We start from the raw sequence: 19,176 nt of genomic DNA on the forward strand, positions 1-19,176 counted from the left end.
CGGGCCCCGCCCCGACCGTTCCGTCCCTCCTCTTCGGGAACACGCTCCATGAGAATCGTCTTCGCCGGCACGCCGGCCTTCGCCGTGCCCAGCCTGCACGCGGCGCATGCCCACCATGAAGTGGTGGCCGTCTACACGCAACCCGACCGTCCGGCCGGTCGCGGCCGCGGGCTGACGCCGTCGCCGGTGAAGCTGGAGGCGATCCAGCGCGGCATCCCCGTGCTGCAGCCGCTGTCGGTGAAGAAGAAGTCCACCCAGGACGCGCTGCGCGAATTGCAGCCCGACGTCATGATCGTCGTGGCCTACGGCCTGATCCTGCCGCAGGCGGTGCTCGATATCCCGCAGTACGGCTGCTGGAACGTGCACGCTTCGCTGCTGCCGCGCTGGCGGGGCGCAGCGCCGATCCAGCGCGCGATCGAGGCCGGCGACGAGGAGACCGGCGTCTGCCTGATGCAGATGGCGGCCGGCCTGGACACCGGTCCGGTGCTGCTGGCGCAGAGCTTGGACATCGGACCGGAAGAGACCGGCGGCCAGCTGCACGACCGTTTGGCCGATCTCGGGGCTCAGGTGCTTCGCGATGCCCTGGGCCTGCTGCGCGCCGGGGTCCGCTTGCCGCCGCATCCGCAACCCGACGAAGGGGTGGCGTATGCGCACAAGCTCGACAAGGCCGAAGCGCGACTCGACTGGACTCAGTCCGCCGCCGTATTGGCCCGCAAGGTGCGGGCCTTCAACCCGTGGCCGATCGCCGAGGCGCAACTGGCCGGTGAGCGGCTGCGCATCCATGGGGCGGTGGCCGTGGACCAGGCCCACGATGCCGCCCCCGGCACCCTGTTGTCGGCGGGCCGTCAGGGCCTGGATGTCGCCTGTGGGCAGGGCGTGCTGCGTCTGCGCGTGGTCCAGCGCGAGGGCGGCAAGGCGATCACCGCGGCCGACTACCTCAACGCCCGGCGCGACCTGGTGACGCCGTGAGCGGACAGGCCGGCGTGGCGGTCCGGGTGCTGGCCACCCGCGTGATCGATGCGGTGATGCACCGCGGCCGCTCGCTCAAGGCCGAACTCGCGGCCACCCTGCTGAAAATCGAGGACATGCGCGACCGCGCGCTGCTGGAGGCGATCTGCTTCGCGGTGCTGCGCGCGCGGGCGCGATGCGATGCCGCGCTGGCCCAATGGATGCCTCGCCCGCTGGGTCCTCGCGATAACGAACTCAAGGCGCTGCTGCACGTGGGCTTCGCGCAACTGGTCGTGCTGGAACTGCCGGCACACGCCTCGGTGTCGGCAACCGTGGAAGCGGTGCGCGTGCTCGGACGCCCCCACCAGGACAAGCTGGTGAACGCCCTGTTGCGCCGTGCCCAGCGGGATGGTTTGCCCGACGCGGCACCCGAGGCGGTGTGGCCGGCCTGGCTGCGTGGCCACGTGAGGAGGGACTGGCCGTCACAGGCGGACGCCGTGTTCGCCGAAAGCCTGCGCGAAGCGCCCTTGTGGCTGCGGGTCAATCGTCAGCGCGGCAGTCGCGGTGCTTACATGCAGCGCCTTGCCGACATCGGCCTTCTGGCCGAAGCGCCCGAGCGCCTGCCGGACGCCCTCGTGCTGCGCGAACCGCTGGCGGCGACCACGCTGCCCGGTTTCGCGCAGGGCGATGTGTCCGTGCAGGATGGGGCGGCGCAACGCGCCGCCGATCTGCTGGACGGGCTTCCCCCTGCTGCGCGCGTGCTGGACATGTGCGCCGCGCCCGGTGGCAAGTCCGCGCACCTGCTGGAGCGCGATCCGACCCGTCGCCTGCTGGCGCTGGATGTGGATGCGCGTCGGCTGCAGCGCGTGCAGGAGACGCTGCAGCGGGTAGGCCTGCGCGCGGAGGTGAGGGCCGCGGATGCGGCCGACCCGGCCGCATGGTGGGAGGGTGAGCCGTTCGACGCCGTGATGCTCGATGCGCCGTGCTCGGCCACCGGCATCGTGCGCCGACAGCCTGATGTTCTCCTGCATCGTCGTGCAGAGGATCTGGACGCCCTGACACGCCTGCAGGCGCGCTTGCTGGACGCGGCGTGGCAGGTGCTACGGCCGGGGGGGCGCCTGGTCTACACCACCTGCTCGATCCTCCGGGCGGAGAATGCGCGACAGGTGGACGCCTTCATCGGCCGCCACTCCGACGCCGCGATCGAACCGCTCGATGACGCCTGGGGACGCGAAAACGGGGGTGGACGGCAACGCCTCCCCGGCGAGAGCGACATGGACGGGTTCTTCTACGCGGTCCTGCGGAAGGCGTAAGCGCGATGGCAACGGATGACACCCTCGTCACCGCTATGTGACAGCGCGCGACATGCTGGACGGGCGGATCGGCGATACTGGGGACCGATGCGCTGTCACCGTAGCTTCACCGACGCTTGACGTCTGAGTGGGGCGAAAGGCGCAGACTCGGGATCTCCCGATCTGGCCGCATCATTGAACGTGCCGTCGCACTACGCAGAATCCGAGGTCATGCAGGTCAGGAGCCATCGTCGACAGGAGGTCGCGCGCGCACTCGCGTGGTTCGCCGGCTTCAGTGCCACAGCCTTGCTGGTCGTGCCCAAGGGACTTTCCGTCTTCGCCGCGGCGATGGTGGTCGCCACGCTTGTGGCGTTGCCGGATGTCCGGCGTTCCGGTCGCGACCGGGTTCCGCGTGCCGTGCTGGGACTGGCGTGCGCCGCGCTCGTCGTGCTTGCGGTATCCGCGCTTTCCATGTGGACCAGCGGGGCCGATCTTTCTGTGCTCGATTACCCTTCGCGATGCCTGCTGCTGCCTTGGTGCGCGTGGCTGGCCTGGGTAACCCGCATCCGTATTTCGTGCCTGTGGTACGGGGCACTGGTCGGTCTGCTGCTGGCCTTCGCCTTGTCGGTCGCCGAAGCGTGGTCGGGCGCGCCGCGTGCGGGCGGCGATGCCAACCCCATCGTATTCGCCAATGCCGTGCTGGTCCTGCTGGTGGTCGTCGTGTTCGCCCGCCCCGTCCGGACGGGCTTTTCGATGCAGTTGCTGCTGGCCATCGCGGTGGCCCTGTCCGTGGTGGCGATCACCCTGAGCGGCAGCCGGGGCGTACTGCCCGGCCTGGGGCTCATCCTGCTGATGCTCTTCGTCGGTGGTGCTCCCCGGCGCCGGTGGCATCGCCTGGCGATGGTGGCGGGCATCTTCGCGGCCGTGTGCGTGGCATTGTGGACGGTGCCCTGGCTGTCCACGCAGTTCCGGCTCGACAAGGTGCACGCGGACGTATCGGGTTACGCGAACGACCAGGTCGACCAGCCCATCAGCGCGCGCATGGGGCTGTTGGCGGTGGCCTGGGAGGCCTTCAGATCCGCTCCACTGGTAGGCGTGGGGGTGGGCGGCTTCGCGCAGCGCGTCGATGCCAGCCCCTACTGCCAGCAGGCGTCGCGGCATTTTTGCAGCCTCGAGCATGCGCATAACGACCTCGCCCAATGGGGCGCGACCATGGGCGTGGGTGGGATCGTCGCCCTCCTGGTGTTGTATGGCGTGCCCCTGCTGATCGCCTCCCGGCAGCTGCGTCGATCGAAACCGGACGTCCCCGTGGGACCCGCCTGGACCGCCGCGATGCTGGTGGGGGTGTACCTCATCTCCGGGCTCACGCAATCGATGTTTTCGCACGCACTCAGCTCCAGTGCTTACGTGGTCATCGTAGGTCTCTTGCTGGGGAGCGCGCTGGCGCCCGGTCCGGCGTCCGATGCGCCGCCGGAGCGTAGCTGAAGTTTCGGTTCATATTTATAAATGCCGATCTAACACGTTCACATAGCGCGCCTTCTCTCACATTTGAGTCATCAAGCGGTTTCTACACTCTGCGCTTCCCCACGCAGTGCCCCTTTATGCCCCACGTCAACCTGATCGGTTGGGACAACGGTGTCGGCTTGAGCCGTGATTTGCGCCTGATCGAGCAGGCGTTGCGCGAGGCAGGGTTCCAGGTTGCCATCCAGCCTGCACGGGGGCGGGGCAAGCTGCGCAAATGGTTCGGTCCGTGGGTCCAGCGTGCGGCGATCGCGGGCCGCCGCCTGGCGCGCCGCAAGCGCTTCGACCTGAACCTGATGCTCGAGCACATCACTCCGGAGTTCTTCGGGGCCGCCGAGCGCAACGCCTTCATCCCGAACCCCGAGTGGTGCCTGCCGCGCGACGTGCGCCGCCTGCCGCGGGTTGATCGCGTGCTGACCAAGACTTCGCATGCCACCGGCATCTTCCATCGGCAGGGTTGCGAGGTCGCGCCGGTCGGCTTCACCAGCACCGACCGCCTCCTGGCCGGCGTGGCGCGCCAACGCACCTTTCTGCACTTGGCCGGGCGCAGCAGTGCCAAGCGCACCCGGCTGGTGCTCGAAACCTGGGCCCGTCACCCCGAATGGCCGCTGCTGACGGTCGTGCAGCACCCGCGCATGGCCGACTTCCGGCCGCAGGCGGCGAACATCGTGCACCGCGTCGACTACCTGGACGACGCCGAGCTGCGCGAGATCCAGAACGCCAATCTCTTCCACCTGTGCCCATCCGAAACCGAGGGTTTCGGCCACTACATCGTCGAGGCATTGAGTGTGGGCGCGATCGTGCTGACGACCGATGCCGAACCGATGAACGAGCTGGTGACCGCCGAGCGCGGCCTCCTTATCCCGTTCTCGCAGACCGGCCAGCAGCAACTGGCCACGCGCTACCTAGTCGAAGCCGAGGCGCTGGAGTCTGCGGTGACTGCGGCGCTGGCGCTGGATCCGGCGCAGATCGAGGCCAAGCAAACCGCCGCCCGCGATTTCTACTTGCAGAACGACCGCGCCTTCCGCGAGCGCCTGGCGACGGCCGTGGCGGCGATGATCGAGGGTGCCGGCACCGTCGATGCGGCTCGACAGCTGCGCCCAGCCTCGGGCGATGGCTACGCCCCGCTGCCTGCGGCACAGGCCTAGCTCACGCAACGCCTTCGCGCTTCCGGTGTGCGCAGGCATGGTCGCCGCTGCGGGTAGAATCTTGGCATGTCCCCGCTGCCTATCTCCCTCGTCGTCATCACCCACAACGAGGCGTCGAACATCGCCCGCTGCCTCGATAGCGTGCCATTCGCCGCGGACAAGCTGATCGTGGACAGCGGAAGCACCGATGACACCCTCGCCATCGCGCGTGCCCACGGCGCCCGTGTCGTCCATCAGGACTGGCTCGGCTTCGGTCCCCAGCGCAACGTCGCCAGCGGCCACGCCGCGCATGACTGGATCCTGGTGCTGGATGCGGACGAGTTCCTTTCACCCGAACTGGCCGCGGACCTGCAGCGCGGGCTGCCCGGGCTGATGGCGTCGGAGAAGTCCGGGGCGTGGCTGCGCCGCAGGACCTGGTTGATGGGCGCGCCCATGCGCTGGTACAGGCCGATGGTGGGCGAGCGGATGGCAAGGGTCTACCACCGGGGACGCGCGCGCTGGACCGATGCACGCGTGCACGAATCGCTGCGCTTCGACGGCCCCGCGGCCGAGTTCAAGGCGCCGTTCAATCATGCCGACAATCCCAGTCTGGTGCACAAGCAGTTGAAGGTGCTGCGCTACAGCGAACTCAAAGCGCTGGACTGGCGCGACAAGCGGCGCCCGGTGCGGATGTGGCTCACGCCGCTGGTCTACCTGTCGGCCTTCTTCAAGGACTACGTGCTGCGCCTGGCCTGCCTGGACGGCTGGCGCGGCTTCATCATCGCGCAGACGGCGGCCAGCTACGCCGCCTACAAGCGCATGCGGTACTACGAGATGCAGCGCAACCCCGCGTCCATCGATGCCGCGCACGCCAAGCTCGCCCAACACGGACTCGAACACTGATGGCCAAGCATTACCTCCTTTATGGCTCCGAGCGCTATGCGTTGGCCATCCTGCGTCCGGTGCAGGAGGCCATCCGCGCGCGTGGCGGCGAGGCCGCGTGGTTCTTCGACGGTCCCGGCGCCGAGGACCTGCGGCCGGACGAGACGCTGCTGACTACCACCGAGGACGTCCGTCGCTGGAACGCCATCGCGGTGATCACCGGCAGCAACGCCGTGCCGCATTTCTTTCCGGGCGTAAAGGTCGAGACCTTCCACGGCTTCGATGCAGGCAAGCCCCGCCATATCTATATCCGCGGATTCTTCGACCTGTACTGCACCACCGGGCCTCGCGACACGGCGCAGTTCCAGGCCATTGCCGACAAGGTGGGTCATTTCAGCGTCATCGAGACCGGCTGGCCGAAGATCGATCCCTTCATGAAGGAGATCGCCGGCGGCGTGCCGCCCGTGCGCCAGCCGCCCGTCATCCTCTACCACTCGACCTTCTCGCCCTCGTGGAGCGCGGCCGAAACGTTGTACGAAGAGGTGAAGCGGCTCTCGCGCACCGGTGAATGGAAGTGGATCGTCACCTTCCACCCGAAGATGGATCCGGCCACCGTGGCGAAGTTCCGTGCGCTGGAGAACGAGCACCTGCGCTTCGCCGACGACGACAACATCCTCGAATTGTTCCCGCAGGTGGACATGATGTGCTCGGATACGTCGTCCGCGCTCAACGAGTTCCTGCTGACCCACAAGCCGGTGGTGACCTTCAAGAACCGCCGTCCCGGCCCGCAGCTGATCGACATCGACGATCCGGCGCAGTTCGAGCCGGCGATCCGCCGCGCGCTGTCGCGTCCGCCCGAACTGATGGAAGCGATCGTGGCCTATGCCGACAGCATCCATCCTTACCGCGATGGCCGTTCCAGCGAACGCGTATTGGATGCCATCGACGCCTTCATCGCGGGCGGCGCGCGCAACCCGCGCCCCAAGCCGATGAACCTGTGGCGCAAGCTCAAGATCCGCAAGCGCATCGGCTATTGGGGCCCGGCGTAAGAAAGCCGCGCGTCCGGCCCTGCCGGCAGACGCGCGACGATCACCAGCGCAGGCGGCGGCGCGCCAGGGCCAGCGAGAGACGTTCGAACGTGGCGCGCGCCTCGGCTTCGGGCACGAAGCGCAGCGCGAGCGGCGCTGCGATGCCGCTCGCACCGGCGGTATCCAGCCACAACGAGGCCGTGCCGCAGGCGTGATCCAGCGGCGAACGCGACAGGCGCAGCGCCTGCAGCTTGTCGATCTCGGCGAAGCGCCAGTAGCGCGACCACCAGCCACTGCGGACGGCGACCAGACGGTCGTCCAGCGACCAGCCCATCCGTGACGATTGCCGGTGCGCCGCGTAGGCGGCCGCAGGCAGCCAGGCGAGAGCGCACCATGCCCAGGGACCCAGGTGCCACGCGGCCATCGCGGTCACAGGCAACAGCCACGCCAGGGTGGGCAGCAACAGGCGCCAGCGGGCGGAGGCGGCGACGGGCTGCCAGTCCGCGCGCGGCCATACGGCCTGCGGCATCAGATGGCCGATCAATGCATCGCAGATCTCGGGCGTCGCGATCGGTGCCAGATCCTTCAGGGCGCGCTGGTCCTGTTGCCCGGCCCGTTCGGCCACCGCCGTGTCGATGCGCAGCGAGCGGCGGCCGAACCACCGGTGCAGCACGCCCTCGTGCAGCGTCCAGGCCTGGATGCGCCGACGCGCGACGCTGGTGCGCAAGCGCGCGAGGAGCCCACGTTCAACCATCAGCCGGCGCGCGTCCTCGCTCAGCCGAAACCCGTGGAACTGCAGCAGCGCCAGCACCACCGACAGCACACGGACCAAGCCGAGGGCCAGCAGTACCAGCGCCGCAACGCCGGCCGCGCCGGCCAGCCAACCCAGGTGCAGTTGTTCGGCATAGCCGAAGGCCTGCTTCGCGCCTTGGCGGAAGAACTGCTCGATCATCCGCTCCGGCAGGATCTGCCAAGCAGCACCGAAGCCGGCCGCGACGACAATCATCCCGCGGTTGGAAATCAGCCCCAGCCGGATCACGTCCGCCGTGGACAGCGACAGCAAGGTGGCGTCGCCCCTCTCCGCGGCGGTTTTCGGCGAGGCATCGTTCGCCACAGCAGGCCCGCGGGCCTGGTGGCGCACGAGGTCCTCCAGCGCCAAGGCGTCGCGCAGGCCCAGCACGCGCATCTGCGCTTCCGGTTTCTGCCCGCCGGCGGATTCCAGCCGCACTTCCGCGACCCCGAACAGACGGTGCAGCAGCGACTGGTGCACGACCACGTTGTGGATGCGGGAGAACGGGATCTCGCGCCGCGAGCGGTGCAGCAGGCCTTCTCGCACCGTCAGGCCGTCGCGGCCGATGACATAGCGGTAGGTGAAGTACTGCAGGATGGCCAGGACCACCAGCACCGCCATGCCGATGACGGGGGACATCGCAACCCAGAAGTCACCGTCGTCGCGTTGGCGCGCGCCGAACACGAGCAACGCGATGAGCGGGAAGATGAACTGCTTGAGTTGTTGCAGCAGCACGAACAGCCACGACCACGGATGCAGTCGGCGTTCGGGCAAGGAAGCATCCACGGCGACGTCGTCCATCACAGCGCGTCGTCGTGATCCACCTGGGTGGCCAGGCGTTCGCGCAGGCGTTCGGCGTCGTCCACGTCCAGGCCGGAGATCGAGACCGCCGCCATCCGCGTGCCCGCGGTATGCACCACCAGCGTCGACAAGCGCGCGCTGCGTTCCAGCGGTCCGCGCTTGAGGTCCAGATGCTGCACCCGGGAGATCGGCACGTGCGTTTCGCTCTGCCACCAGTTGCCGCGGCGCACGGCCAGCCCCTGGTCATCGAGGCGCCAGCGCGTACGACGGTGGCGCCTGACGGCCACCCACGCGCCGAGCAGGGCGCCGGCGACCGCCGCGACGGGTACCGCCACCCAGGGCGATACCAGATCCGTACTACGTGCGATCAGGAAGGCCGGGAAGGCCAGGGGGAACAACAGTGCGGCACCGCCCAGTGCAGCGAGCCACGCGCCGCGAGAGGGCAGCGCCTGCCACAAGGACGAAGGAGGTCCAGCGGCGAAATCGTGTTCTGTCTGCATCAAAGCCTGCTCGCTCGCATCTCGTCGATGGCACGGTAGTCCAGCACGTAATCGCGCCCCTTGCGATAGTGGGCGAGGCGCGCCTTCATCCGCTTCTGGATGGCGCCGCGGGCGTCCTTGGACACCTCCCCGTCGGCGGTCATCTTTTCCACCGCGAGCGTCTGGAACTGCACCGCCCCCGCGAAATCGCCGTTGGCCGCCAGTGCGGATGCCACGGTATCCAGCTCGTGCCAGTCGAGCTCGTCCTTGCGCTGGATCATGAACTGCGCCAGCTCCAGTGCACGTGCGGCCTCGCGCTGGCCCGGAACGGGGCAGGTGGCGAGGATCCACACGCGCTCGTTGCGGGCCTGTTTCGCGCCGGCCTCTTCCGCACGCGCGGCCCATTCCTCGGCCTGATGACAATCGCGCGGCATGCCGGCCAGGCCGTCATGATGGTATTGGGCCATGGCCAACAGGGCCTGCGGTTCCGCGCCCTGCGCCGCGGCGCGTTTGAGGTGGGGCAGCGCGCGCTGCATGGCATCGTCGGAATACCGGCCTTCCTCGGTGATCGCCATGGAAGCGAGCCAGGCGGCCTGTCCATGTCCGCCTTCGCTCGCTTTTTCAAGCCACGTGAGCCCCTCGGCGGTGTTCTTCGGCACGAATTGCGCCATGCCGCCGCCGTACTGCAATGCGCCGATGACGAACTGCGCGAACGCGTCGCCCGCCTCGGCCTTGCTGCGCACCGCGCGCAGGCGTGAACGGAAGGGCGCGGCGTAGTCCGGCCAGGCTTCGTTGAGGCGTGTACGCATGGCCGCATCGTCCAGCGGCGTGCGATCCAGCAGTGCCAGGCTCGGCGCCTCGTCTTCCAGCATGCCGGCCAGCGCCATCTCCATGCTGCGGACCTCGCCGAGCCCGCCCTGCTTGAAGGCCTGGTCCATATAGGCCGACACGTCGGGCATCAGGGATTCGTACTGGTAGCGCCATTGCCCAGCCTCGCGGACCAGGATGGGGCCGAACTGGAACTGGGTTTCGGTCGGCGGCGCGATCTCGCCCACGGCCAAGTCGTCGATCACCGTGACATTGGACAGCGACAGGATGGGCCGGTCTTCGTTGCCGGCTTCCACGCCGGACCAGCCCTCGACCATGCACAGCGTTGCCACCGCGCGGTTGTCCATCGCCTTGAGCGCGTCGGGTTGCTGGGTGGCGCGCAACAGGTAGACCGTGATGCGGTCGCCGCTCGGCAGGCGGCGGAGCTGTTCCGGCGAGGCGTACAGCGCCATGTCGCGCAGGAAGCCGAAGTGGACCAGGCTGGAGGTGGCCAGCAGGTCGACGCTTTCGGCCTTCTCCTGGCTGCTCAGTTCGGCATAGCGGTCCCACGCCCGCGATACCGCGTTCATTGTGGCCGGGTCCTGGGCCGCCAGCGCCGGAACCACAAGCCACCCCGCCAACAGTCCTGTCAGCCACTTGCGCATGTGCATCGCATCCCCCGTCGTGGATCCCCTTCAGCGGTAGGGATTGTCCTCGCCGCTGCCCTCAGGCCGCAGGGTATAGCGTTTGTAGGTCCACTGGTACTGCGCGGGATCGCGCCGCGCGATGCGCTCGACCGCCTGGTTGAGCGCGGTCACCGCCACGATGGGGTCGGGGTCCGCGATCGCCGGCGGCGCCGGCTCCACGTGCAGTGCGAAGTCCGGGCCCGGGCCGATCCGCTCGCACCAGGCGAACAGCACGGTGGCGCCCGTGCGTTCGGCCAAGCGCGACACCAACGTCATCGTCAGTGCCTGCGTGCCGAAGAAGGGGGCGAATTCGCCATCGCCGGCCTTCGGTTGCTGATCGGGGAGGATGCCGACCGCGCCGCCGTCCTTGAGCACCTTCCAGAGCTGCCGCACGGCCGGGCCTTCCGCGCGCACCTGGCGGATGTTGTCCGCGCCACGCACGCGCAGCAGGAACGCGTCGCCGGCGGCGGATTCCGGTGGGCGGTAGACGATCGCGATGGGGCCGCGCGAGGCCAGCCACTGGTTGAGCAGTTCCCAATTGCCGAAGTGCGGCGCCGCCACGATCACGCCCTTGCCACTGGCCAGGGCCGCGTCGTACAGCGCTTCGCCATGGCGTTCGCGCAGCAGCGCCAGGTTCTCGGCAGGCGGGCGGGTCCAGAAGCGGAGGGTTTCCAGCGCCTGGCGAGAGGTCGTGCGCAGGATGGCGTCGTGCAGGTCCATGCGTTGACCGGGCAGCAGGTCCGGGAAGGCGATCTCGAGATTGCGGCGTGCCACCCGGCTTTCGCGGGCGTCGAACCGCCGCCAGGCCCAGGCCATCGCGTCGCCCAGGGCGCGCAGCCAGGACCAGGGCAGGCGGCCCACGAATGCAGCGGCGTGGTAGCCGAGGGAGGCGAGGGTGTCCGGTTTCATCAGGGCAGTGTAGCCAACCGGGACGACGCGTCCGCGACGCCCAGGGGCGTCCGAGCTGCGGCTATCCTGTCGCTCCATCCCCGGAGCCCCGCCCATGCTGTCCCTGATCCAGCGCGTCGCCTCCGCGTCGGTCACCGTGGAGGGTGAGGTCGTCGGCGCCATCGAGGGCGGCCTTCTGGCGTTGGTGGGCATGGAGCCCGGTGATGGCGAGGCGCAGATCGCGCGCATGGCCGAGCGCCTGCTGGGTTACCGGGTTTTCGCGGACGCGTCGGGCCGGATGAACCGGTCGCTGACCGATACCGGCGGCGGCTTGCTGCTGGTGAGCCAGTTCACGCTGGCGGCGGATACCCGTTCGGGCATGCGACCCAGCTTCACCTCCGCCGCCCCGCCTGACGAGGCTGAACAGGGCTTCAACCGACTGGTTGCGATGTGTCGTGAAAAGCACGCGGGAAGGGTGGAAACCGGGCGTTTCGGTGCCCATATGATCGTCAGCCTCGTCAACGACGGGCCCGTGACCTTCCTGCTTCGGCCATGACGTTCTTCCCTTGTCAATGGCGGGTTCAGGAGCCCAACCCGGTCCGGGCTGGTATAATACGGGGTTCTCCCTTCCTCACCTCCCGGTGGCGCAACCTCCATGGCCAACGAACGTCCTGCCCAGCAGTCCGACATCAAGCTCTTGATCAGCAAGGGCCTGGAGCAGGGCTATCTGACTTACGCCGAAGTCAACGATCACCTGCCGGACGACCTGGTCGATCCGGAGCAGATCGAGGACATCATCGGCATGATCAACGGCATGGGCATCGATGTCCATGAGGTGGCGCCGGACGCCGAAACCCTGTTGCTCGCCGATGGCAACACCGGCAACCGTGAAGTCGACGAAACCGCTGCCGAAGAAGCCGCCGCCGCGCTGACGTCGCTGGATACCGAGGGCGGCCGCACCACCGACCCCGTGCGCATGTACATGCGCGAGATGGGCACTGTGGAGCTGCTGACCCGCGAAGGCGAAATCGCCATCGCCAAGCGCATCGAGGAAGGCCTGTCCCAGGTGCAGGCGTCGCTCGGCAACTTCCCGTGGTCGATCGAACTGCTGCTGGAAGACTACGAACTGCACAAGGCGGGCAAGAAGCGCCTGGCCGAAGTCGTGGTCGGGTTCAACGATATCGAAGAGCCCGCCGAGGAAGTGCCGGTCGCCGAAGACGCCGCCGATGCGACCGCGGACGAGGACGACGACGAGGACAGCGGCGACGACGTCGCCGAGGAAGCCGCGCCGACCGGTCCGGATCCGGAAGAGGTCGCGCGCCGCATGCAGGTGCTGGCCGACGGCTACGCCAAGTTCAAGAAGTCGTATGCCAAGAACGGTCCCGAGAACAAGGCCGTCGCCAAGCTGCGTGGCGAACTGGCCGAGACCTTCGTGACCCTGAAGCTGCCGCTGCCGCTGACCGACACGCTGGTCAGGAAGCTGCGCGAAGTGATGGCGCAGATCAAGGACCACGAGCGCCGCGTGCTGCACCTGTGCGCCAACGTCGCCAAGATGCCGCGCAAGGAGTTCTTGCGCGCGTGGGAAGGTAACCAGACCAACCTGGGCTGGGTGGACGAGGTGCTGAAGCGCAAGCAGAAGTGGTCCTCGGGCCTGCGCGACGTCAAGGACCAGATCGTCGCCGAACAGGAAGCCACCATCGCCGTCGAACAGGCGATGCACCTGACCCTGGCCGACATCAAGGAAATCAGCCGTGCGATGGCCTATGGCGAGGCCAAGGCGCGCAAGGCGAAGAAGGAGATGGTCGAGGCGAACCTGCGCCTGGTGATCTCCATCGCAAAGAAGTACACCAACCGCGGCCTGCAGTTCCTCGACCTGATCCAGGAAGGCAACATCGGCCTGATGAAGGCGGTCGACAAGTTCGAATACCGTCGCGGTTACAAGTTCTCGACCTACGCCACCTGGTGGATCCGCCAGGCGATCACCCGCTCGATCGCCGACCAGGCGCGCACCATCCGCATCCCGGTGCACATGATCGAGACGATCAACAAGCTCAACCGCATTTCCCGCCAGATGCTCCAGCAGTACGGTCGCGAGGCCACGCCGGAGGAGCTGGCCAAGGAAATGGACATGCCCGAGGACAAGATCCGCAAGGTGATGAAGATCGCGAAGGAACCGATCTCCATGGAAACCCCGATCGGCGACGATGAAGACTCCCATCTGGGCGACTTCATCGAGGACACCAACGTGGAGTCCCCGATCGAGAACACCACCAACATCAACCTGCAGGAAACCGTCCGCGACGTGCTGGCCGGCCTGACGCCGCGGGAAGCCAAGGTGCTGCGCATGCGCTTCGGCATCGACATGAACACCGACCACACGCTGGAAGAGGTCGGCAAGCAGTTCGACGTCACGCGCGAGCGCATCCGCCAGATCGAGGCCAAGGCGCTGCGCAAGCTGCGCCACCCATCGCGTTCGGAACAGCTGCGCAGCTTCCTCGATATCGACTGACGCAAGCCGCATTGGTGCCCCTCCAGGCGCGGCCCTTCGGGGCCGCGTTTCTTTTTGGTGCGCATGGAACGCGCGGTTCTTGTCATGGCCCTCACATCGCGTTCACTACACTGACGCCATCACCACGGTCAGAGAACCGCGTGCAACGACGCGACGCACTCAAGAGCGCGCTCGCCATCGCACTGCTGGGCAGCGTGCCCCGCGTGCTGGCGCAGGCAACGACAACGGCGGTTGGCGCCACGAGTTCGACACGCTTCACGATGGAAACGGTTCCAGGACTGGCCCGCGAGCTGGCGCGTCGACCGTATCGCGCGCCCGATGAAAGCCTGCCCGCCTCGCTGGACACCGGTTACGACGCCTACCGCGACCTGCGCTTCGATCCGCAGCAGGCGATCTGGCGCAAGGAAGGTCTGCCGTTCCGGCTGCAGATGTTCCATCGCGGCTTCCTGTTCAAGCAGCGGGTCGAGCTGTATCGCGTGGATGATGGCCGCGCGACGCCGATCGCCTACGCACCCGACCTGTTCTCGTTCCCGCCGGGCACGAAGCCCGAACTCGGCAGCGATCTCGGCTTTGCCGGCTTCCGCGTGCACACGCCACTCAACCGGCCGGACGTCTATGACGAACTGATCGCCTTCCTCGGCGCCAGCTATTTCCGCGCGCTGGGCAAGGGCCACGCGTACGGCTTGTCCGCGCGCGGCTTGGCCTTGGGCAGTGGCGACGCGGGTGCGGAGGAGTTCCCGATCTTCCGTGCGTTCTGGGTCGAACAACCCGCGCCAGGCGCGGATCATCTGGTCGTGCACGCGCTGCTAGACAGCCCGAGCGTGGCCGGTGCGTTCCGCTTCGACATCAAGCCCGGCACCGAAACCGTCATCGACGTGCAGTCGCGCCTGTATCCGCGCGTCGAGCTCACCCGCGCCGGCATCGCACCGCTCACCAGCATGTTCGAGTTCGACGCCGGCGACCGCGTGGGCACCGACGACTACCGCCCCGCCGTGCACGACTCCGATGGACTGGCGATCTTCAACGGCCACGGCGAACAGATCTGGCGTCCGCTGAGCAATCCCCCGCGCGTGCAGGCCAGCGCCTTCATGGACACGCATCCGCGCGGCTTCGGGCTGATGCAGCGCAAACGCGGCTTCGGCGACTACGCGGACATCGAAGCGCGCTACCACCAGCGCCCCAGCCTGTGGATCGAGCCGCGCGGTCGCTGGGGCAAGGGCGCGGTGACGCTGGTGGAAATTCCGACCGGCGACGAATACCACGACAACATCGTGGCGTTCTGGCGGCCCGAGCAACCGTTGCGCGCCGGCAGGGAGTACCGCTTCGACTACCGCATGCACTGGTGCGACAAGCATGCCTGGCAACCGGCGCTTGCCGTGGTCAGCGATACCCGCATCGGCGCCGCGCCCGATCCGGCGCGCCGGCTTGTCGTCATCGACCTCGATGGCGGTCGCCTGGCGTCGCTGCCGCGCGACGCGACGCTGGTGCCCGATGTGTGGGCAAGTCGCGGGGAAGTGACCGGCGCCGTGGTGTATCCGAATCCGGAGACGCAGGGCTGGCGCTTGAGCTTCGAGTTCCGCCCGAATACCGACAGCGCCGAATGGCGCGATGTCGAACTGCATGCGCGCGTGCTGGAGGGGCACGCGCCGCTGTCCGAAACCTGGCTGTACCGCTGGAGCACCTGACCATGAGCGACACCCACGACACCACGACACGCCAGGCGTGGCTGCCTTCCGAGTCGCCCCTGGCCATGCCTGTACAGGACCTGGGCCGCGGCACGGCGTGTTCGCGTGCCCTGCCTACGTCGCCCGACGACATCAGCGCGCGGCGCGCGGTCGTGATCGGAGGCGCAGCGTTGCTCACGCTGCTGGCGACCTACCAGGTCTGGTGGGTGTTGCGGGGCGAAGGCATCGACATGCTGGAGGGCGTGGTGCTGGTGCTGTTCGTGGCGCTCTTCGCATGGATCGCACTGGCGTTCTCGAGCGCGCTGGCCGGATTCGTCCAGGTGGTGTCGCGCCGCGCGATGCCACTGGGTATCGATCCGGATGCGCCATTGCCGGTGCTGGCATCGCGTACGGCCTTGTTGTTGCCCACCTACAACGAAGATCCGGACCGTCTGCTCGCAGGCCTGCAGGCCATGCACGAATCGCTGGCCGCCACCGGGCAGCTCGATCGCTTCGATTTCTTCGTGCTCAGCGACACCACCAAGCCGGATATCGCCCGTGAGGAGGTGCGTGCGTTCGCGCAGCTCGTGCGCCGGCTGGGTACCGGAGCGCGTGTGTACTACCGGCGCCGCGACAAGAACACCGAGCGCAAGGCCGGCAACATCGCCGAGTGGGTGCGTCGTTTCGGCGGCGCGTACCCGCACATGCTGATCCTCGATGCCGACAGCCTGATGACCGGCGACACGCTGGTGCGGCTTTCATCCGCAATGGAACGGCATCCGCAGCTCGCCCTCGTGCAGACGCTGCCGATGATCGTCAACGGGCGTACCTTCTTCGCGCGGATGCAGCAGTTCGCCGGCCGGGTATACGGCCCGGTCGTCGCCCAGGGCGTGGCGTGGTGGCACGGCGCCGAGGGCAACTACTGGGGCCACAACGCGCTGATCCGAACGGCGGCCTTTGCCGCGCACGCCGGCCTGCCGCATCTCGGCGGCGGCAAGCCCTTCGCCGGTGCGGTGCTGAGCCACGACTTCGTCGAGGCTGCGTTGTTGCGTCGTGGCGCCTGGGCGGTACACATGGTGCCGGGCTTGTCGGGCAGCTACGAGGAAGGGCCGCCGTCGCTGACCGACATGCTCGTGCGCGACCGCCGCTGGTGCCAAGGCAACCTGCAGCATGGCGCGGTGCTACCGGCGCGCGGGCTGCACTGGGTGAGTCGCATGCATTTGCTGGTGGGCATCGGCCACTACTTCACCGCCCCGATGTGGGCGATGCTGATGCTGGCGGGGCTGGCGATCCCATTGCAGCAGGCGGGCTTCTCGCTGTCGCAGCCGCACCTGGATGGCTTCACGCCCGCGTTGTACTGGCGCGGTGGCGACCCGGAGCGCTTCCTGTGGGTCTTCTATTTCACGATGGCGGTGCTGCTTGCGCCCAAGGTGATGGGGTGTGCGGCTACGCTGCTGCAACCCGAATTGCGCAGGCAGTGCGGAGGCGCGCTCCGCATCCTCGGTAGTGCCATGCTGGAGACCGTGCTGGCCGCGCTGATGGCGCCTGTCACGATGTATGTGCAGTCGCGTGGCGTGGCGGAAGTGTTGGCGGGCCGCGATTCGGGATGGGAGACGCAACGTCGAGACGACGGCAGCGTGCCGCTGGGCAGTCTCGTGCGCCGTTACGCGGGGCTGACGATGTTCGGTGTCTTGAGTGGCGTGCTGGCTTACCTGGTTTCGCCCGCACTCGCCGCCTGGATGGCGCCTGTGGTGTTGGGCATGGTGTTGTCCGTACCCATCAACGTGCTGACCTCGTCGCCCGCCGTGGGCCAGTCCCTGCGCAAGCACGGATGGCTGCGCATTCCCGAAGAGTCCGCGCCGCCGGAGGTCCTCGCCCGCGCCCTGCAGTTGCGCGGCGCACCCGCCGACGCCACGACCGATCAGGCCCTGTCCGGTACAATCCCGGCGCAGCGGGCCTATAGCTCAATGGTTAGAGCAGAGGACTCATAATCCGGGGAAGCGTTGTTTCCCCGATTTGCATCATCTTCGCTCTTTTTGGAAAGCGCCGTAAAAACAAGCCTTTAGGCTAACGGGCCATTTCCTTGAGTTGCCTCTAGTTGGCCGATGTTTCCGGCACGATTACACACAAACTACACACGCTACGGCCGCTTACTCTTCGCGTGTGCAGCATGCTAGTTACCCGGCGTGCGTTGCTGATGGTGATCTGATTTTCTCAGATCTTCCGCCTGTGGCCTCGGCGTGAGTGAGGGCTCTCTGGGCGTGAACGCCCGCGGTTTGGTGTCTCCGTAGACCTCCTTCCGTGCGAGTAGCACCTCAAGCTCTAAGAGCTCATCTCGAAGAGGTTGGAGTCTGTGCCACATGAAGAATCCCCACCCTGACGAAAGCGTTCCAATCGCAAGAGTGAGAGCGATGAAGTACGCGCGGAAGTCTCTATTCGAGTCCGCTATTTCTATCTGTGTGTCGAGAAGACGTCGCATCTGACGTGCGGCCGTACCCTGCTTCAACTCGATATCGATGTACTTTTGGGCGAGAGAAGTCAACTCGGCATGAGTGTTGTTGTAGCTGGTGTTGAAAGCGATGACTGAGGTTACGAGAAGTACGAGGCCAAAAAGCGCCGCAAACTTGTACAGGCTATCGGTTGGAACGGGAAGGGTCGGTTGCATAACCGGACTATCGGCTTTCTTACTCCGGTCTTTAGCCGCACAAGATCTGATGGATCAGTCATTCAGCGGGATCGTGCCCCAACGAATCCGATCGCCCGCGTATGCAAGTATGGATGCGTCCAAAGTGGTCTGGACGCCAATGTGATCGCTTTCTTACTCGATGAGGTCTCTAGTGTATCGCTTACGAGCGCGCACGAAGTATCTCCGCATCGCCCAGCGAGACATGAGCGTGCCACTTCGTAAATTGAGGAGATCGGCCACGCGTCTGTCATGATCGATCATGAAGAGCGCGCCGTTCTCGTTGTAAGGCGGTAGATCTAGATCGGATGCCAGGTATACCGTCGTGGCATCCTTCCACTGATCGGCGTAGGTCCGAGTATTGCCTGCGCTATGTTCATGCTCAAGGAAGTTGAGCTGCGTGGTCGGGGGCATGACGAAGATGGTCTTCTCGAGAGCCGAGTCACCGATGATCCACCGTATCTCATCTGCGGTGCCCTTGTTGGCAGAGGGGATCACAACGATCAGGCGCGCGCGATTCGCAAGGGAAATGAACTTGTAGTACCAACCTTCTTCTCCTGCCTCCAAGCGTCCCGCTCCGAAGCAGTCGTCTTCGCGGCCGAAAGCGATCAGGCTGCCAACAGGTTTGCTTGCGTAACCGATCAGGCTCTCAAGATCGGCGCCTCCCCATTTGGCAGAGACGCCAAGAAGGCCAAGCTTGTCGTCGACAGCGAATGGGCGAAGGAAGAGGACGAAGGCTCCGGACTCACCATTTCCTATCTGCTCGGCCCTCGCGTTTCGGAAGGCTTGTCTAACATCGAGTTCGATCTTGTTGATCAACGGGCTAAGTAGCCGAAGGAAGACGCTTCCTGTTGTCCAACAGCAGAAGAAGCTCCATATGCTCTCGGCACGAAAGACAGCCCAATAGGTGACTCCTGCGTTCCAGAGTATCCAGATGAAGAACATGGCGATCGGAGTAAATCCGAAGTACGCCTTAATAAGAATGCTGACGGGCAAGCTTGCCAGCATCATGATGAGAAACAACTTCTTCCAAAGGAGCATGGGATGACCCAGCGTCTATAACCAAGAGAG

General features: G+C 66.7%; 16 protein-coding genes. 10 read left to right on the forward strand and 6 right to left on the reverse strand.

Annotation, left to right across the window (positions count from 1 at the left end):
• The first annotated feature begins 48 nt into the window (after positions 1-48).
• From fmt to AC23D6_RS01880, 6 genes are all read left to right on the forward strand, one after another.
• Positions 49-969, forward strand: coding sequence for a methionyl-tRNA formyltransferase (fmt, locus tag AC23D6_RS01855; RefSeq protein WP_487751146.1), 921 nt, complete (start codon positions 49-51; stop codon positions 967-969).
• The gene (gene rsmB / locus AC23D6_RS01860) at positions 966-2,261 is read left to right on the forward strand and encodes a 16S rRNA (cytosine(967)-C(5))-methyltransferase RsmB (RefSeq protein WP_487751147.1); all 1,296 of its coding nucleotides are present in this window, start codon (positions 966-968) and stop codon (positions 2,259-2,261) included. Before fmt ends, rsmB begins: the two co-directional genes overlap by 4 nt.
• Before the next feature lie 180 nt (positions 2,262-2,441).
• Complete coding sequence (locus AC23D6_RS01865; RefSeq protein ID WP_487751148.1) at positions 2,442-3,725, forward strand: O-antigen ligase family protein; 1,284 nt, start codon at positions 2,442-2,444, stop codon at positions 3,723-3,725.
• 116 nt (positions 3,726-3,841) lie between these two features.
• The gene (locus AC23D6_RS01870; RefSeq protein WP_487751149.1) at positions 3,842-4,909 is read left to right on the forward strand and encodes a glycosyltransferase; all 1,068 of its coding nucleotides are present in this window, start codon (positions 3,842-3,844) and stop codon (positions 4,907-4,909) included.
• Positions 4,910-4,975: 66 nt separating this feature from the next.
• Positions 4,976-5,791, forward strand: coding sequence for a glycosyltransferase family 2 protein (locus AC23D6_RS01875; RefSeq protein WP_487751150.1), 816 nt, complete (start codon positions 4,976-4,978; stop codon positions 5,789-5,791).
• Positions 5,791-6,819, forward strand: a complete 1,029-nt coding sequence (locus tag AC23D6_RS01880; protein ID WP_487751151.1) for a CDP-glycerol glycerophosphotransferase family protein — start codon at positions 5,791-5,793, stop codon at positions 6,817-6,819. Before AC23D6_RS01875 ends, AC23D6_RS01880 begins: the two co-directional genes overlap by 1 nt.
• Positions 6,820-6,859: 40 nt before the next feature.
• Here the strand turns inward: AC23D6_RS01880 and AC23D6_RS01885 are convergent, their stop codons facing one another.
• From AC23D6_RS01885 to AC23D6_RS01900, 4 genes are read right to left on the reverse strand one after another with little or no spacing between them, the layout of a single operon-like run.
• Complete coding sequence (locus tag AC23D6_RS01885) at positions 6,860-8,389, reverse strand: PH domain-containing protein (RefSeq protein ID WP_487751152.1); 1,530 nt, start codon at positions 8,387-8,389, stop codon at positions 6,860-6,862.
• Positions 8,389-8,889 (reverse strand): PH domain-containing protein, encoded by a 501-nt coding sequence (locus tag AC23D6_RS01890; RefSeq protein WP_487751153.1) that lies wholly within the window; start codon positions 8,887-8,889, stop codon positions 8,389-8,391. Before AC23D6_RS01890 ends, AC23D6_RS01885 begins: the two co-directional genes overlap by 1 nt.
• Entirely contained in the window at positions 8,889-10,340 is a 1,452-nt protein-coding gene (locus AC23D6_RS01895) for an SEL1-like repeat protein (protein ID WP_487751154.1), read from the reverse strand. The genes AC23D6_RS01890 and AC23D6_RS01895 overlap by 1 nt, the downstream gene beginning before the upstream one ends.
• Positions 10,341-10,370: 30 nt before the next feature.
• Positions 10,371-11,270 (reverse strand): lauroyl acyltransferase, encoded by a 900-nt coding sequence (locus tag AC23D6_RS01900; protein WP_487751155.1) that lies wholly within the window; start codon positions 11,268-11,270, stop codon positions 10,371-10,373.
• A 94-nt stretch (positions 11,271-11,364) separates the two neighbouring features.
• Between AC23D6_RS01900 and dtd the strand changes: the two genes are divergently transcribed.
• The 4 genes from dtd to mdoH all read left to right on the forward strand — a co-directional run bounded on the left by dtd (position 11,365) and on the right by mdoH (position 17,413).
• Positions 11,365-11,805: a D-aminoacyl-tRNA deacylase gene (gene dtd, locus AC23D6_RS01905; protein WP_487751156.1), complete on the forward strand. Its 441-nt coding sequence runs from the start codon at positions 11,365-11,367 to the stop codon at positions 11,803-11,805.
• A gap of 99 nt (positions 11,806-11,904) precedes the next feature.
• Positions 11,905-13,758, forward strand: coding sequence for an RNA polymerase sigma factor RpoD (rpoD, locus tag AC23D6_RS01910; protein WP_487751157.1), 1,854 nt, complete (start codon positions 11,905-11,907; stop codon positions 13,756-13,758).
• A gap of 140 nt (positions 13,759-13,898) precedes the next feature.
• The gene (locus tag AC23D6_RS01915; protein WP_487751158.1) at positions 13,899-15,443 is read left to right on the forward strand and encodes an OpgD/OpgG family glucan biosynthesis protein; all 1,545 of its coding nucleotides are present in this window, start codon (positions 13,899-13,901) and stop codon (positions 15,441-15,443) included.
• Between the two features lie 2 nt (positions 15,444-15,445).
• The gene (mdoH, locus tag AC23D6_RS01920) at positions 15,446-17,413 is read left to right on the forward strand and encodes a glucans biosynthesis glucosyltransferase MdoH (RefSeq protein WP_487751159.1); all 1,968 of its coding nucleotides are present in this window, start codon (positions 15,446-15,448) and stop codon (positions 17,411-17,413) included.
• A gap of 182 nt (positions 17,414-17,595) precedes the next feature.
• Here the strand turns inward: mdoH and AC23D6_RS01925 are convergent, their stop codons facing one another.
• Both AC23D6_RS01925 and AC23D6_RS01930 read right to left on the reverse strand, forming a co-directional pair.
• Positions 17,596-18,087, reverse strand: coding sequence for a hypothetical protein (locus AC23D6_RS01925; RefSeq protein ID WP_487751160.1), 492 nt, complete (start codon positions 18,085-18,087; stop codon positions 17,596-17,598).
• 153 nt (positions 18,088-18,240) lie between these two features.
• On the reverse strand, positions 18,241-19,146 hold the full coding sequence (locus AC23D6_RS01930; RefSeq protein WP_487751161.1) for a hypothetical protein: 906 nt from the start codon (positions 19,144-19,146) through the stop codon (positions 18,241-18,243).
• Positions 19,147-19,176: the final 30 nt, after the last annotated feature.

The sequence above is a fragment of the Pseudoxanthomonas sp. G3 genome, assembly GCF_057654715.1.